Source organism: Enterobacter sichuanensis (genome assembly GCF_002939185.1).
In the GTDB taxonomy this organism is placed as follows: Bacteria; Pseudomonadota; Gammaproteobacteria; order Enterobacterales; family Enterobacteriaceae; genus Enterobacter; species Enterobacter sichuanensis.
The window spans coordinates 194,223-210,464 of record NZ_POVL01000002.1; the positions used below are offsets into that span (position 1 = coordinate 194,223).

Here is a 16,242-nt window from a genome sequence, read left to right on the forward strand (position 1 = left end):
CTTATGATTTGTGTCCGGCAAAAACAGCCATCCTTATGACTGATCCCTGACAAGCCGGAGCTTCCATGACTGCACAACCCCAGGTTCTTAAAATCCGCCGCCCTGACGACTGGCATATCCATCTGCGTGATGGCGATATGCTGAAAACTGTCGTGCCTTATACCAGCGAAATTTATGGCCGCGCGATTGTCATGCCTAACCTGGTGCCACCAGTCACCACCGTTGATGCGGCAATGGCCTACCGCCAGCGCATCCTTGATGCCGTTCCCGCGGGACATGATTTTACCCCGCTGATGACCTGCTATCTGACCGATTCCCTGGATCCGAACGAAGTGGAGCGCGGGTTCAACGAAGGCGTATTTACGGCGGCTAAACTCTACCCGGCGAATGCCACCACCAATTCCAGCCACGGGGTCACCAGTATTGATGCCATCATGCCGGTTCTGGAACGCATGCAGAAACTGGGCATGCCGCTGCTGGTTCATGGGGAAGTGACGCATGCCGAGATTGACATCTTCGACCGTGAAGCCCGTTTTATTGAGACCGTCATGGAGCCTCTGCGCCAGCGCCTGCCGGCGCTGAAAGTGGTCTTCGAGCATATCACCACCAAAGACGCAGCAGAGTACGTGCGTGACGGCAACGAACTTATCGCTGCGACCATTACGCCACAGCACCTGATGTTTAACCGCAACCACATGCTGGTCGGCGGGGTGCGCCCTCACCTGTACTGTCTGCCTATTCTTAAGCGCAATATCCATCAGCAGGCGCTGCGCGAGCTGGTAGCCAGCGGGTTCTCCCGTGCATTCCTGGGCACCGATTCCGCCCCTCACGCCCGCCATCGTAAAGAGGCAAGCTGCGGTTGCGCAGGCTGTTTCAACGCCCCAACTGCGCTTGCCAGCTACGCGACCGTGTTTGAAGAGATGAACGCGCTGGAGCATTTCGAAGCGTTCTGCTCTCTCAACGGCCCGCGTTTCTATGGCCTGCCGGTGAACGAGACCTTCATCGAACTGGAGCGTAAGACAAGCCACGTTGAGGAGTCCATCGCGCTGACGGATGACACGCTGATCCCATTCCTGGCGGGTGAAACCGTAAACTGGACGGTAAAACGTTAAAAAATCAATGCCCCTTGTTGTCAAACCGAGAATATACCTGTATAAATAAACAGTATATTACACAGGGGGCCTTTATGCGTATTGAAGTCACCATAGCCAAAACGACCGTTCTGCCTGCCGGCGCGCTTGATGCACTGGCAGGCGAATTGTCCCGTCGTATTAATAATACCTTTCCTGACAACGCGGGTGCCGTAACGGTGCGTTACGCCTCAGCGAACAACCTCTCCGTCATTGGCGGCGCGAAAGAAGATAAAGATCGCATCAGCGAAATCCTGCAGGAAACGTGGGAAAGCGCCGACGACTGGTTCATCACAGATTAACACTGCTCCCTCATTGTGTTTTTTTGCCGGGTCGCCCCGGCTTTTTTTCGTCTGAACATTCTGGAAGTTCAAATTAATTCGGTATCTTCTTTAAAAATCGTGAACGAGATGGTGTTTTATTGTTCGAACAATCCTAAAAAGCAGAAAAATGTGTTGCCACCTGTTTATTTTTCCCGTTGGAACCCTTATTACTTGGTATACTGAAGATGCTTTCAGAAAAACATGCATTGAACCTCAGAGCCGTTGTCTTCTAACACGCATTAAGGGGGTTATAATGGAAAAGAATAGTGAAGTCATCCAGACCCACCCACTTGTTGGCTGGGATATCAGTACCGTAGATAGCTACGATGCGCTGATGCTGCGTTTGCACTACCAGACCCCGAATCAACTCAACCGTGAAGAAGCGGAAGTTGGACAGACGCTGTGGCTAACAACAGACGTCGCTCGTCAGTTTATTTCTATTCTGGAGGCAGGTATTGCCAAAATAGAATCTGGCGACTATCAGGAAAATGAGTATAAACGGCACTAACCGTATGCCCACTTTTCACTCAACAGGCACCCTCGCGGTGCCTTATTTATTTCTCCCTTGTCTAACCCCGCGTTGTTAATTACTCTGCTAACAAAACATCAGTTTACGAGAAAGATATGAGATACGACCTAATCATTATTGGTAGCGGCTCCGTAGGTTCGGCCGCCGGTTATTACGCGACGCAGGCGGGTCTGAACGTTCTGATGATTGATGCCCATCTTCCGCCTCATGCGGAGGGTAGCCATCATGGAGACACCCGCCTCATGCGCCATGCCTACGGTGAAGGCGAACGCTATGTTCCTCTGGTGCTCCGCGCCCAGACGCTATGGGATGAACTGGCGAAACAGACCGAAGATCGCATTTTCGAGCGTACCGGGGTTATCAATCTTGGTCCGGCCCGTTCGGAATTTCTCGCTAATGTCGAACGCAGCGCGAAAGCCTTTAATCTTAACGTTGAGAAGCTGGACGCGGCGGCCGTTACCGCGCGCTGGCCTGAAATTACCGTCCCGGACGATTACATTGGTCTCTTTGAAGCCAATTCCGGAGTATTGCATTGCGAAACCGCGATCAAAACCTGGATCGATCTTGCCGCGAAAGCGGGCTGTGCGCAGCTGTTTAACTGCCCGGTGGACGCCATCACCCATGACGCTGACGGCGTCACCGTGAAGACCCTCGACGGCGAATATTCCGCGTCCCGCCTGCTGGTCAGCGCGGGAACCTGGGTCACCCGTCTGATGCCAGACCTGCCCATTCAGCCGGTGCGTAAGGTCTTCTCCTGGTTCCAGTCAGATGGTCGTTTCAGCGCGCAGAATAAATTCCCGGCCTTTACCGGTGAACTGCCGAATGGCGACCAGTTCTACGGTTTCCCTTCCGAGAAAGACGCGCTGAAAATCGGTAAACACAACGGAGGCCAGGCGATCGCCTCCCCTGAAGAGCGCAAACCCTTCGGCGCCTTCCCGCAGGATGGTTCAGAAGCCTTCTCGTTCCTGCGTAACATCCTTCCCGGTGTCGGCGGCTTGCTGTATGGCGCAGCCTGTACCTATGACAACACGCCGGATGAAGACTTTATCATTGATACGTTGCCAGGCCATGACAACACCCTGCTTATCACCGGGCTGAGCGGTCACGGATTTAAGTTTGCCTCCGTGTTGGGGGAAATTGCCGCGCAGTTTGCCCAGGGTATCACGCCGCAGTTTGATCTGACGCCCTTCTCACTCTCGCGTTTTAACGGATAATCCCTTGCGGGCTTCGGACTTCCCGGAGCCCGTTTCATTCACACTGTATTGCGGAGCGATATGCGCAGGATTGTTAACTTCCTCATCAATAATATTCGCGAGCATTTTATGCTCTACCTCTTATTGTGGGCGCTGCTGGCTATTATCGATTTCGTGTACATTGTATTTTATTGAAAGCCCGCACTGACAGTAATTGACATTAATTTATCTTTTTTGAAATTCACTATTTCTACTTGCACGAAGCAATTGAATTAACTTTAGCGTTTCTTTTCAAAATTGCTGAAATAAGAAAAATAAAAATCAATATACCATTTTTTCAGTTGCAATATTATGCCACCCCGTTCATTTTTACTCTTCGGCTAATTTGAAAATGGACATTCTGATGCAATTGCGTAACTCCTCCCGACACTACGGAATAATATCCATAGCTTTGCACTGGATATTTGCTCTTGCCGTCTACGGTATGTTTGGTCTTGGCCTCTGGATGGTCACGCTCAGCTATTACGATGGCTGGTATCACCAGGCACCGGAGTTACATAAAAGCATTGGCGTTCTGCTGATGTTGGGGCTGGTGTTTCGCGTGATCTGGCGACATATTTCCCCGCCGCCCGCGCCGCCGAAAAGCCACGGTAAAATGACCCGCGTAAGTGCCGTCGCGGCACATATTGCGCTCTACGCGCTGCTCTTCGCCATCCTGATTAGCGGCTACCTGATCTCGACAGCGGACGGTAAGCCGATTAGCGTCTTTGGTCTTTTTGACGTTCCGGCAACGATCAGCGATGCCGGATCTCAGGCAGACACGGCTGGGGTCGTTCATCTCTGGCTTGCCTGGAGCGTTGTGATCTTGTCTGTACTGCACGGGCTTGCCGCCCTCAAACACCACTTTATTGATAAAGACGATACGCTCAAGCGCATGCTTGGCCGCTCGTCTGTTGACTCTGGAGCATAAAATGAAAAAACACCTGCTGGGTATCGCACTGGGTTCTCTGTTATTGACCGCCGGTTCCGCCGTGGCGGCTGATTATAAAATTGATAAAGAGGGCCAGCATGCTTTCGTCAATTTCCGTATTCAGCATCTGGGATATAGCTGGCTGTACGGTACTTTTAAAGATTTTGACGGCACGTTCACGTTTGACGATAAAAACCCTGCCGCCGATAAAGTCAATGTGACGATTAATACCAACAGCGTCGACACGAATCATGCAGAGCGTGATAAACATTTGCGCAGTGCCGATTTCCTGAATGTCTCTAAATTCCCACAGGCGACCTTTACATCGACGCAAGTAAAGAAAGCGGGCGATAAGCTGGATATTACCGGCAACCTGACGCTCAATGGCGTCACGAAACCTGTCACCCTTGAAGCAAAATTACTGGGTCAGGGAGACGATCCGTGGGGCGGTAAACGTGCGGGCTTTGAAGCGGCGGGAAAAATTCACCTGAAAGATTTTAATATCACAACGGATTTGGGCCCGGCCTCTCAGGACGTGGAGCTGATTATTTCCGTTGAAGGGGTTCAGCAGAAGTCGTGATAAATACGCCCGGCAGGTTTTTACGCAGCCGGGCGTTATCATTATTCCGGGTCTGGGATCCCCAGTTTGGTATTCAGACGGCCACGGGACTTATTGAAAATCTTATTGCCGTTTTCACGACCTGCGCGACGACGGCGCTGCTCTTCTTCCGGCAGCATGCTCTCTTCACTGCACAATTCGCTACAGCAGCCGTTAAACTTCTCGGCGCAGGCCGGGCACTGGATGAACAGCAGATGACATCCGTCGTTTTTGCAGTTGGTATGGGTATCGCACGGCGCGCCGCACTGATGGCAATGGGCAATCACGTCCTCAGAAATACGTTCCCCCATACGTTCGTCAAAGACAAAGTTTTTGCCGATAAAACGTACCGGTAAACCCTGCTCACGGGCGCGGCGGGCGTACTCGATAATGCCGCCTTCAATGTGCCAGACCTTATTGAAGCCGTTGTGCTTCATCCATGCGCTGGCTTTCTCACAGCGGATACCGCCGGTGCAGTACATCACGATCTTTTTATCTTTATGTTCCTGCATCATCTCAACCGCTTTGGGCAGTTGCTCGCGGAAGGTATCGGCCGGGATTTCCATGGCGTTCTCGAAATGCCCCACTTCATACTCATAGTGGTTACGCATATCAATGAATACGGCATCCGGATCGTCCAGCATCGCATTCACTTCTGCAGCCTTCAGATATTCACCGACATCAGCCGGGTTAAACTCAGGATCGTCAATGCCATCCGCCACGATGCGTTCACGCACTTTCATACGCAGCACCCAGAAGGATTTCCCGTCATCGTCCAGCGCAATATTCAGGCGTAAGCCGTCAAGGGCCGGATCAAACTGATAAAGACACTCGCGGAAAGCGCTCACTTTACTTTCCGGTACGCTAATCTGCGCGTTGATGCCTTCGCGGGCAAGATAGACGCGTCCGAAGACGTTCAGCGCCGTGAATGCCTGATAAAGCGCATCGCGGGTCGCCTGCGGATCGTTGATCGTGAAGTATTTGTAGAAGGAGATGGTCGTGCGCGGTTCGGTTTCAGCCAACATACGCGCTTTTAACATCTCATTCGATACGCGGTTGTGTAACACTGGCATGGTGTACAGTCCTGGGTTCGTCAGAGAGAATGAAAAATCGGTCGGCATGATATAGCAAACAAAACCAATTTACATCCACACAATTTACGCTACATTTCACACTCCCTGATTAATCAGGGTTAACAATTGCTGTATTCGTGCACGTTTCGAAAGCAGATATTTTGGCTACGTCTCAAAAAATGAGACACTAGCGGAACAGGACGTTTAAACACAGGAAAGACATGACCCAGTTACCAAAATTTACTGCCGCCCTTTTGCATCCCCGCTATTGGTTGACCTGGCTTGGCATCGGCTTTTTATGGCTACTGGTACAGCTTCCCTACCCTGTTATTTTCCGGTTGGGTAACGCTCTGGGCCGTCTCGCACAAAAGGTGATGAAGCGCCGCGCCAGGATTGCGTACCGCAACCTTGAGCTGTGCTTCCCGCAGATGAGTGAAGCAGAGCGTCACCAGCTGGTCACGAAGAATTTCGAATCCGTCGGGATGGGGCTGATGGAAACCGGTATGGCGTGGTTCTGGCCGGATAAACGCATGGCTCGCTGGAGCGAAGTGACGGGAACCGGCATGGAGCCTGTGCATACTCTTCAGTCCAGCCAGACGGGCGTTCTGCTGATTGGCGTACATTTTTTGACGCTGGAGATCGGCGCGCGGATGTTTGGCATGCAGGCACCCGGCATTGGCGTTTATCGTCCTAATGATAACCCGGTCATCGATTTAATCCAGACCAACGGGCGCATGCGCTCCAATAAAAGCATGATCGACCGTAAGGATCTGAAGGGCATGATCCGCGCGCTGAAATCCGGTGAAGTGGTCTGGTATGCCCCCGACCACGACTATGGTCCGCAATCCAGCGTATTTGTTCCCTTCTTCGCCGTTGAAGAGGCCGCTACAACGACCGGTACGTGGATGCTGGCGCGCATGTCCAAAGCCGCCATCGTGCCCTTTGTTCCCCGCCGTAAGCCGGATGGTTCAGGCTACGAGCTGATTATGCTGGAGCCGGAACTTGCGCCGCCGCTGGATGACGCCGAGACAACCGCCCGCTGGATGAACGGCATTGTCGAGAAGTGCATCCTGCTCGCGCCAGAGCAGTATATGTGGCTGCACCGCCGCTTTAAAACGCGGCCAAAAGGGACACCGTCCCGCTATTAATTCATCATGCGGCTCTCAGGGCCGCCTGCTGTTTTAGCTTTAAAAGCTCACCTTCATTGCGGCAATCATAACTCAGGCGCATAATTAGCAGGCTTATTACTTTATGCCTCAGGTGCTCTGCACCTCACTATGCGGATTGTTATGTCACCCTCAGATGCCCCCATAAACTGGAAGCGTAACCTCGCGGTTGCGTGGCTTGGCTGTTTTCTCACTGGCGCGGCATTTAGCCTGGTCATGCCTTTCCTCCCGCTCTACGTCGAACAGCTGGGCGTGACGGGTCACAGTGCGCTGAATATGTGGTCTGGCCTGGTGTTCAGCATCACGTTTCTCTTTTCCGCTATTGCCTCGCCCTTTTGGGGCGGCCTTGCTGACCGCAAGGGCCGAAAAATTATGCTGCTCCGTTCAGCGCTGGGGATGGCGATAATCATGGCGCTGATGGGCATGGCGCAAAACGTCTGGCAGTTCCTGATCCTGCGCGCTTTACTGGGTTTGCTGGGCGGATTTATTCCTAACGCGAATGCTCTCATCGCCACGCAAATTCCTCGCCATAAGAGCGGCTGGGCACTGGGAACGCTCTCAACCGGCGGCGTGAGTGGTGCCCTGCTGGGGCCTCTGGCCGGTGGGTTACTGGCCGATAGCTACGGCCTGCGACCGGTGTTCTTTATCACCGCCAGCGTGCTGTTCCTGTGCTTTGTTGTCACCCTGCTCTGTATCCGTGAAAATTTCACACCCGTCGCCAAAAAAGAGATGCTTCACGCCAGAGACGTGCTGGCCTCGCTTAAAAACCCCAGACTGGTGCTGAGCCTGTTCGTAACGACCCTGATTATTCAGGTGGCAACCGGTTCAATTGCCCCGATTCTGACGCTGTACGTCCGCGATCTCGCGGGTAACGTCAGTAACATCGCCTTTATCAGTGGACTGATTGCCTCCGTGCCCGGCGTGGCAGCGCTGCTTAGCGCCCCGCGGTTAGGGAAACTCGGGGACCGCGTCGGTCCGGAGAAAATCCTGATCTGTGCGCTGGTGATTTCCGTGCTGCTGCTTATCCCCATGTCGTTGGTGCAATCCCCCTGGCAGCTGGGCGTGCTGCGCTTTTTGCTGGGTGCCGCCGACGGGGCGTTGCTGCCTGCCGTCCAGACCCTGCTGGTCTACAACTCCACAAACCAGATTGCCGGGCGGATATTCAGCTATAACCAGTCCTTCCGCGACATCGGTAATGTCACCGGACCGCTTCTCGGGGCAGGGATCTCCGCCAGCTTCGGTTTTCGCGCCGTCTTTATCGTCACGGCAGGCGTGGTGCTGTTTAATGCGATCTATTCATGGTTCAGTTTATCCCGTGCGTTACGGCCCGCGACGGAATAAGACGAACGCCTTCAATATACAGATCAAAAGCTAAAGATGCTTTTGAGAAAGAATTGTTTGATATCCTACATGATGCAGTGAAAAACAGCACCTATATCAGGAACGAGATCAATAGAGTTTATTCTTAAAACAGACCAATAAAAGATTTCATTATTCGTAAAAAGAAATAAAGCCCCTTATGGGGCTTCTTTTTACAATTAATTTCTTTTGTTCTGAAACTTACTGAGGGTTAAGCGTATGAGCAGGAATAGTACCGTAGCGTAGATGAGTACCATAACGATTAAGGCTATGAATCTTACTGGATCTGCATCAGCTTCATATGACCCGCTCAGGCCGGAACCGAAAGTACTATAGGCGGTATCCATCGCCCATTGCGTTATGCCGTTCAGGGGCTTACCAAAGCTTGATAGCCACCATGAAAAGATGATGCAGATACTATATAAGGCTGCATTCTTAACGAATCCTACAGTTTGCATAGTTGCTACCTCCTTGCACGTCCACCCAGCCATACGCCATTAATCCAGTTCTGGAACCTGGTACTTTAACCTTTTTAGTACGTAGCAACTGACTACGTACAGTATAGAAATCAGGGCGATTGACGAATGTTATGCATCCCTCTGATACACCCGTTCCATCTGGCCGTAATAGATGCAAACGGAAACTACCACGCGATACGTCATCCTCATTATTTGCATACTGTATTCCCTGCCGTGTGCATAGAGAAAGTCTACCATACGAGAGAAATACAAACAGCATCGTAGGATTAATTTGGAAATTATTTTCTGAATGTAGTACTGAAAAAGCACTCGTTCTGTAACGGAACAAGTTATAGGCCATTGTAAATATATCTACTATTGATCGGCAATTTAATACATATCATTCCGTTACTCTGACAAGAGGTAAAATAATTATCTATGTATTTAAATCGCTTCTGTCAGGTAGGTAAACCACTTCTGAAGTCGGAACATTCAGGCTTTTGGAGCACTTCTCTGATGCCTGATGCTGGGGTAATCGTCAATCTAAGCCAAAAGCATCAACCTGTTCCTTGCGGGTTATCCTACTATAGACATACGCTTTGACAATCTTCCTGCCCCAACCTATACATTTGTTAACATTAACCGACGAGGCACTGATTATGGCCCCTAAAGAATATGTTTTTTATAGCACACTGGAAGAAGCTATTGATGCCGCTCGCGAAGAGTTCCTCGCCGACAATCCCGGCGTTGAGGAAGAAGATGCTGACGTGCAACAACTTAATATCCAAAAATACGTTCTGCAGGATGGGGATATTATGTGGCAGGCCGAATTTTTTGCCGATGAAGGTGAAGAAGGGGAATGTTTGCCGGTCCTGAGCGGTGAAGGTGCGCAGGCCGTCTTTGATGGCGACTACGATGAAATCGAGTTACGGCAGGAATGGCTGGAAGAAAACACCCTGCATGAATGGGATGAGGGCGAATTTCAACTCGAACCGCCGCTGGATACGGAAGAAGGACAAACCGCGGCTGACGAATGGGACGAGCGTTAATTTACACTACTCGTAGGGGCCGTGGCTGGCATCGATGGGCAGCAACAGCGTGTCGAAAATCAGCGAAAACGGCAGATCGAGTACGGTGAGGTAGCGCCATGCGGAATCACGGAGATCCCATTTAACGCCCGAGTAATACTGATTGCCGTGACCTTGCCCTGGGATGGTGCGGCTGATGATACTGCCGCAGCCACTAAGCAGGCATGCCATCATGACGACGATGATGATTCTCATGGGTGACCTCTAAAAAAATACCGGCGATTAAGCCGGTATTTTATCTGGCGGGCGACGCTTCGCTTACTCGCCCTGGTTAACAACTTACTTCGCCTTCAACGCCAGCGGGTTCAGTTTCAGTTCTTTATAGTAGTTTACCCACGAAGAGTATCTCTCCGGAGCAGACCACACCCGATAGTGAAGACGCGCCATCGTGACCGGGTCGCTCAACAGCACCAGACGACGGTCGCGGTTGAGTTTTTCCGGGGTCTCGTTCAGCGCTTGCTCAACGTGACGATCGCGGGCAATCTCCAGCACCTGGCTGGCGCGGTGACGCGCGGTCGCCATTGCCGTGGCCAGGGCGTTGAATGACGGGTTAAACACAGCGTGCATGAAGCCGTCATCCAGTGAGCGGTTGCGGTTCTGCTCCAGATAGGTGTCGGTATCCACCAGCACCTGCGGCGGGGAATACTCTTCCGGGATCAGGAACAGTTTCCAGCGTTTAGTACGCAGCCCCACCGTTGCACGGCTGGAGATGACGGACACAAACGGCGACAGGATCAGCGAGAAGACGATCGGCGCCAGCCAGAACAGGAAGCGCAGATCCAGCCAGGCCATCCCGGCCGCCCATACCAGCCCCAGCAGCAGCTGAGAGCCGTGACGCATAAAGGCTTCACTCCACGGCGTGGAGTCGTCATCACGCTGCGGTGAATTCCAGACCACTTCCCAGCCCAGGAACGCGCTGACCACAAATACGGTGTGGAACAGCATACGCACCGGTGCCAGCAGCACGGAGAAAAGCACTTCCAGCAGCAGTGAAAGGGTCACGCGGAAGAAACCGCCGTACTCTTTCGAGCCTTTGCACCAGATCAGAATGATACTGAGCAGCTTAGGCAGGAACAGCAGCACCATGGTGGAGGCAAACAGCGCAATCGCCAGCTCCGGACGCCACTGCGGCCACACCGGGAATAGCTGGCGCGGTTGCAGGAAGTATTGCGGCTCCGTCAGGGCATGAACGACCTGCAGCGCAGTCGACAGCGCAAGGAACATGAACCACAGCGGTGCAGAGAGATAAGACATCACGCCCGTCAGGAACACCGCACGGTGAACCGGGTGCATCCCTTTAACCAGGAACAGACGGAAGTTCATCAGGTTACCATGACACCAGCGGCGGTCACGCTTGAGCTCGTCCAGTAGGTTCGGCGGCAGCTCTTCGTAGGATCCCGGCAGGTCGTAAGCAATCCAGACGCCCCAGCCAGCACGACGCATCAGCGCCGCTTCCACGAAGTCGTGCGACAGAATAGAGCCGGCAAACGACCCCTCACCCGGCAACGGCGCCAGCGCACAGTGTTCGATGAACGGCTTCACGCGGATAATGGCGTTGTGACCCCAGTAGTGGGATTCACCCAGTTGCCAGAAGTGCAGACCCGCCGTGAACAGTGGCCCGTAAACACGCGTCGCAAACTGCTGACAGCGCGCATACAGCGTGTCCATACCGGACGCTTTTGGAGAAGACTGAATGATACCCGCGTTCGGGTTGGCTTCCATCAGACGCACCAGCCCGCTCAGGCAGTCACCGCTCATGACGGAGTCCGCATCCAGCACCACCATGTAGCTGTACTGGTTACCCCATCGGCGGCAGAAGTCATCGATGTTGCCGCTTTTACGCTTCACACGACGACGGCGACGACGGTAGAAGATTTGACCTTCGCCCTGCACTTCCGCAATCAGCTCCATCCACGCTTTTTGTTCTGCCACACAGATATCCGGGTTGTAGCTGTCGCTCAGGATGTAAACGTCGAAATGCTCCGCGTTGCCGGTCGCCTTTACGGACTCCCAGGTTGCACGCAGGCCCGCAAACACGCGGTCAACGTCTTCGTTACAGATAGGCATAATCAGCGCAGTACGGTGCTCAGGATTGAGGGGTTCATCCCCGACCGTTGACGCCGAAATGCTGTATTTGTCACGCCCCATCAGCAGCTGCAGGAACCCCATCAGCGCGGTCCAGAAACCGGCCGAGACCCAGCAGAAGAGGACGGCGAACAGCAGGAGGATGCCGCTCTGCAGGATGTACGGAAGCAGCTGCATGAAGGAGACCCAGAGATCCTGGCCCATCATGTCCGTCGGGTTGATAAACGCCCAGCCCTGGTAAGGCAGGATGGTTTTCATATACCAGGTCGCGACGACCGTCTGTGCCAGCGTCAGCAGCAGCAGGATATAGCGACGGATAGTCCCCACCGTACGCCATTTCTGTTCGGACGCCTGCTCTTCTTTCGTCAGGCGTGACAGATAGCGCGGCGTGACATCACGCCCGCGCAGGCGATCCCAGAAGCGGCCAACCGGGTTGGTGCGCCAGGGATCAGGGAACATCGAGGAACGGGTCGCCTTCGGCATTGCCTGAAGCTGATCGCGTCCTTCGTCGTCTTTAATCAACTGCCCTTCTGCCAGCGAGTCTGGCCATGCCTGCTCCAGACGCGCCTTTACTGACCCCAGCGGCGTATCATCATCACGGGAAAACTGACGATGTTCACCATCCAGCGCGGCGTGAACCGCGCGAATGTTGCTCTCAGGCAGTGCCGCTTTCTCAATATCCGTCAGCGGCATGGCATCAATATATTCAGATGTATTATTCATTGGCAGGTAGCTGATAGCTCCAGGTTTCACTCAGCGGCTGATCGTTACTGACCAGCGCAGCACGCATTTCAGTGGTCTGTTTCGGATCTTTCACTTTCACGCGCAGGGTCAGACGCCATCCTTTCGTTACCGGGTTGTAACGCACGGTGTTCTCAACGATTTCACCGTTATCACCGATGCTGGCCTGAGCGGCAACGGCGGTATCCGGCGACAGTTTCTTCATATCCTGGCCTGTGAAGTCCACGACGAAGGCCACGGTACCGTCAGGCTGGCGGATAAGATTAGACTGCTTCACATCACCCGTTGAACGGCGAGTCTGCATTACATACGCGTTATCCGGCGCATGCAGCTTATCTTCGTCGCGGCTGAAGGTGATGGTGTACTTGAAGTTCATCTCTTTACCGGCTTCCGGCAGTTGATCCGGCGTCCAGTAAGCCACGATGTTATCGTTGGTTTCGTCGTTGGTTGGAATCTCAACCAGCTCAACCTTACCTTTACCCCAGTCACCGTTTGGCGTGACCCAGGCGCTTGGACGCTGATCGTAGCGATCGTCCAAATCTTCAAAGCGGGAGAACTGACGACCACGCTGCAGCAGGCCAAAACCTTGCGGGTTTTCCATAGCAAAGCTGCTCACCGCCAGATGTTTCGGGTTGTTCAGCGGACGCCAAATCCACTCACCGTTACCGGCATGAATAGACAGACCGTTGGAGTCGTGCAGTTCCGGGCGGAAGTTGGTTGCCGGCGACGGCTGGTTCGGCCCAAACAGGAACATACTGGTCAGCGGCGCAACGCCCAGTTTGCCCACTTTATCGCGCAGGTAAACTTTAGACTGAACGTCAACCACCGTGTCACGGCCCGGCATTATCACAAAGCGATAAGCCCCGGTTGCACGTGGGGAATCCAGCAGCGCATAAATGGTCAGACGTTTGTCTGTTGGTTTTGGACGTTCAATCCAGAACTCACGGAAACGCGGGAATTCTTCACCTGATGGCAGCGCAGTATCAATGGCCAGGCCACGCGCAGAAAGCCCGTACACCTGCCCCGCGCCAATCACGCGGAAATAGCTGGCGCCAAGCATGCTGACGATTTCGTCGTTTTTATCTTTGCTGTTGATCGGGTAAAGCACCTTGAAGCCTGCGAAGCCCAGGTCTTTCACCGTATCTTTGTCGTGTTGCACATTGCCAAAATTGAAGTAATCCGGGCTGTATTTGATCTTACGTACCGCTGTCGCCGTCACTTCATTGATGGCAACAGGCGTGTCGAAGTACATACCCTGATGATAAAATTCAAGCTTGAACGGGGTCTTAATATTGCTCCAGTACGCTTTGTCGTGATTGAACTGGATCTGCTGATAGTCCGCATACTTCATGTCGCGGAAAACGGAGGGCAAGTTACTTTTCGGCGCTTCGTAGCTCTTGCCTGCCATCGATTTTGCCTGTTTTGCGACATCGTCGATGTTAAAGGCCAGTGCCGATGAGGTATACAGTGATAACACCACTGCAGCACCTAACCAACGCATTTTCATCATCTGTGGTTTATGTTTCATAATAAGTAAGCACTTCCCCCTTTGTGTGCTTATATCGATCCGATCCATTTTAATGGAAACTCAGGCAATCCGACAACATTATCACTGCTTTGTTCAGCTGCTGGCTCATGGATTAAGCAATGAAAGAACCCTCTATTCACTTTGCGTGCTTATCCTGGAGACAGGGTGTCGGTCTTGGTGTAGGGTTGGCTTCGAATGTAACCATTATGAGTCTTAGGGATAAGACGAAAAGTCTGAGAATGCACAACGTTATATGAGCACAACACCTACAGAACGTGAATATTTCCTCGACTCGATCCGGGCATGGCTGATGCTATTGGGGATCCCTTTTCACATTTCACTGATTTACTCCAGCCACACCTGGCATGTTAATAGCACGATGCCCTCCTGGTGGCTGACGCTGTTTAATGACTTTATTCACGCCTTCCGTATGCAGGTGTTTTTTGTCATTTCCGGCTATTTCTCTTACATGCTGTTTCTGCGATATCCGCTCAAGCGCTGGTGGAAAGTGCGCGTGGAGCGCGTGGGGATACCCATGCTGACCGCCATCCCGCTGCTGACGCTGCCGCAGTTCATCATGTTGCAATACGTCAAAGGCAAGGCGGAGAACTGGCCGAATCTGTCACTGTATGAAAAGTACAATACGCTGGTCTGGGAGCTGGTCTCTCACCTGTGGTTCCTGCTGGTCCTGGTGGTACTCACAACGGTCAGTCTGGTGATTTTCAGCCGCCTGCGCCATCATTTGAGTCATAAAGCCGACACCTTTTTCGCCAACCTGACCATGGGCAAACTGTCCGTGCTCTTTTTGCTGTTGGGGATCGCCTATGCCGCGGTAAGACGTACCCTGTTTATCGTCTATCCGCCGATTCTGAGTGACGGGTTATTTAATTTTGTGGTGATGCAATCGCTGTTCTACATACCGTTCTTTTTAATCGGCGCTCTGGCCTTTATTCATCCAAAACTTAAATCGCTGTTTACCACCCCATCACCGTGGTGTGCGCTGGGGTCCGCCCTGGCGTTCGTGGCCTATCTGCTGAACCAGCGCTACGGTAGCGGCGACGCCTGGATGTATGAGACGGAGAGCGTCATCACTATGCTGCTGGGCCTGTGGATGGTAAACGTGGTTTTCGCCCTGGGACACCGTTTGCTGAACTTCAAGTCCAGCCGCGTAACCTACTTTGTCAACGCGTCACTGTTTATCTATCTGGTGCATCACCCCTTAACGCTGTTCTTCGGGGCTTATATCACACCGCATATCGCATCTAACACGCTGGGCTTCTTTACCGGGCTGGTCTTTGTGGTGGGGATTGCGATTGTGCTCTACGAAATCCACCTGCGGATCCCGCTCCTGCGTTTCCTCTTTTCCGGAAAACCTCAGACGAAAGCGGCATAAACACACGCGGCGCACTCAGTGCGCCGCGTGTGTTTCAGGTGTCCAGTTCCTGCCCGCGCTGGGTCAGCAACCGTTGATACAGGTGCGTGGTTTCTTCATCGAAACAGACAAAGAAAACTTTCTCAGGCATCGGCTTAAGCGACAGATAGCGATAAACGGTTTCGACGGCGATAGTCGCAGCGGCAGCTTTCGGATAGCCATACACACCGGTACTGATGGCCGGAAACGCCATTGTTTTATAGCCGTTGTCGGCGGCCAGCCGCAGACAGTTTCGGTAAGCCTCTTCCAGAATACTCGCTTCGTGCTGGTCACCACCGTGCCAGACAGGTCCAACAGCGTGAATCACCGCTCTGGCAGGCAGATTGCCCGCGAGGGTGATGACCGCATGGCCGGGAGGACATTCACCCTGCTGCTGCCGCACGATTTTACAGGCTTCCAGTAACTGCGGTCCGGCAGCCCGGTGGATAGCCCCGTCCACACCGCCTCCCCCCATCAGGGAGGGATTGGCCGCATTGACGATGACATCGACATGCATTGTCGTGATATCGCCATGGATAACGTCTATTTGCGGTTTCATAAAGCCCCTCTGCAACCCGCCTTTTTCTTAA

Annotated in this window: 17 protein-coding genes; 11 read left to right on the top strand and 6 right to left on the bottom strand. The window is 52.9% G+C overall.

The features are described 5' to 3' along the window. Positions 1-65 precede the first annotated feature (65 nt). The 7 genes from pyrC to C5687_RS02080 all read left to right on the top strand — a co-directional run bounded on the left by pyrC (position 66) and on the right by C5687_RS02080 (position 4,725). Positions 66-1,112: a dihydroorotase gene (gene pyrC, locus C5687_RS02050; RefSeq protein WP_095441029.1), complete on the top strand. Its 1,047-nt coding sequence runs from the start codon at positions 66-68 to the stop codon at positions 1,110-1,112. A gap of 74 nt (positions 1,113-1,186) precedes the next feature. After that, on the top strand, positions 1,187-1,432 hold the full coding sequence (gene dinI / locus C5687_RS02055; RefSeq protein WP_025755841.1) for a DNA damage-inducible protein I: 246 nt from the start codon (positions 1,187-1,189) through the stop codon (positions 1,430-1,432). 274 nt (positions 1,433-1,706) lie between these two features. Next, positions 1,707-1,961 (top strand): biofilm formation regulator BssS, encoded by a 255-nt coding sequence (gene bssS / locus C5687_RS02060; RefSeq protein WP_008500827.1) that lies wholly within the window; start codon positions 1,707-1,709, stop codon positions 1,959-1,961. A 116-nt stretch (positions 1,962-2,077) separates the two neighbouring features. Then, entirely contained in the window at positions 2,078-3,196 is a 1,119-nt protein-coding gene (gene solA, locus C5687_RS02065; RefSeq protein WP_045285010.1) for an N-methyl-L-tryptophan oxidase, read from the top strand. Positions 3,197-3,256: 60 nt separating this feature from the next. Further along, a complete protein-coding gene (locus C5687_RS02070) occupies positions 3,257-3,370 on the top strand; it encodes a DUF2770 family protein (RefSeq protein ID WP_032672401.1) in 114 nt (37 codons plus the stop codon). Positions 3,371-3,578: 208 nt separating this feature from the next. After that, positions 3,579-4,145 carry a cytochrome b gene (locus C5687_RS02075; RefSeq protein ID WP_104556317.1) on the top strand — a complete coding sequence of 189 codons (567 nt, stop codon included), beginning with the start codon at positions 3,579-3,581 and terminating at the stop codon, positions 4,143-4,145. A gap of 1 nt (position 4,146) precedes the next feature. Next, positions 4,147-4,725: a YceI family protein gene (locus tag C5687_RS02080; protein WP_094918350.1), complete on the top strand. Its 579-nt coding sequence runs from the start codon at positions 4,147-4,149 to the stop codon at positions 4,723-4,725. Between the two features lie 41 nt (positions 4,726-4,766). Here C5687_RS02080 and trhO read toward each other — a convergent pair whose 3' ends face one another. Beyond that, positions 4,767-5,816 (bottom strand): oxygen-dependent tRNA uridine(34) hydroxylase TrhO, encoded by a 1,050-nt coding sequence (gene trhO, locus C5687_RS02085; RefSeq protein ID WP_045285013.1) that lies wholly within the window; start codon positions 5,814-5,816, stop codon positions 4,767-4,769. Between the two features lie 221 nt (positions 5,817-6,037). Between trhO and C5687_RS02090 the strand changes: the two genes are divergently transcribed. Next, a complete protein-coding gene (locus C5687_RS02090; RefSeq protein WP_104556318.1) occupies positions 6,038-6,964 on the top strand; it encodes a Kdo(2)-lipid IV(A) acyltransferase in 927 nt (308 codons plus the stop codon). Between the two features lie 141 nt (positions 6,965-7,105). Next, complete coding sequence (gene mdtG, locus C5687_RS02095; protein WP_104556319.1) at positions 7,106-8,323, top strand: multidrug efflux MFS transporter MdtG; 1,218 nt, start codon at positions 7,106-7,108, stop codon at positions 8,321-8,323. A gap of 453 nt (positions 8,324-8,776) precedes the next feature. Here mdtG and C5687_RS02105 read toward each other — a convergent pair whose 3' ends face one another. Next, a complete protein-coding gene (locus tag C5687_RS02105; protein ID WP_104556320.1) occupies positions 8,777-9,160 on the bottom strand; it encodes a tlde1 domain-containing protein in 384 nt (127 codons plus the stop codon). Between the two features lie 298 nt (positions 9,161-9,458). Between C5687_RS02105 and C5687_RS02110 the strand changes: the two genes are divergently transcribed. Then, positions 9,459-9,848: a MysB family protein gene (locus C5687_RS02110; protein ID WP_045908287.1), complete on the top strand. Its 390-nt coding sequence runs from the start codon at positions 9,459-9,461 to the stop codon at positions 9,846-9,848. A 6-nt stretch (positions 9,849-9,854) separates the two neighbouring features. Here C5687_RS02110 and C5687_RS02115 read toward each other — a convergent pair whose 3' ends face one another. The 3 genes from C5687_RS02115 to mdoG form a co-directional block, all read right to left on the bottom strand. After that, complete coding sequence (locus C5687_RS02115) at positions 9,855-10,082, bottom strand: YceK/YidQ family lipoprotein (RefSeq protein ID WP_047958255.1); 228 nt, start codon at positions 10,080-10,082, stop codon at positions 9,855-9,857. A gap of 84 nt (positions 10,083-10,166) precedes the next feature. Beyond that, positions 10,167-12,695, bottom strand: a complete 2,529-nt coding sequence (mdoH, locus tag C5687_RS02120; RefSeq protein ID WP_047958254.1) for a glucans biosynthesis glucosyltransferase MdoH — start codon at positions 12,693-12,695, stop codon at positions 10,167-10,169. Continuing rightward, positions 12,688-14,241: a glucans biosynthesis protein MdoG gene (mdoG, locus tag C5687_RS02125; protein ID WP_021240787.1), complete on the bottom strand. Its 1,554-nt coding sequence runs from the start codon at positions 14,239-14,241 to the stop codon at positions 12,688-12,690. Before mdoG ends, mdoH begins: the two co-directional genes overlap by 8 nt. A 253-nt stretch (positions 14,242-14,494) precedes the next feature. On the opposite strand from mdoG, the gene mdoC reads away from it, so the two are divergent. Further along, positions 14,495-15,634, top strand: coding sequence for a glucans biosynthesis protein MdoC (gene mdoC / locus C5687_RS02135; protein ID WP_059385696.1), 1,140 nt, complete (start codon positions 14,495-14,497; stop codon positions 15,632-15,634). 34 nt (positions 15,635-15,668) lie between these two features. Here the strand turns inward: mdoC and ymdB are convergent, their stop codons facing one another. Continuing rightward, a complete protein-coding gene (gene ymdB, locus C5687_RS02140) occupies positions 15,669-16,211 on the bottom strand; it encodes an O-acetyl-ADP-ribose deacetylase (protein ID WP_025755850.1) in 543 nt (180 codons plus the stop codon). Between the last annotated feature and the right edge of the window lie 31 nt (positions 16,212-16,242).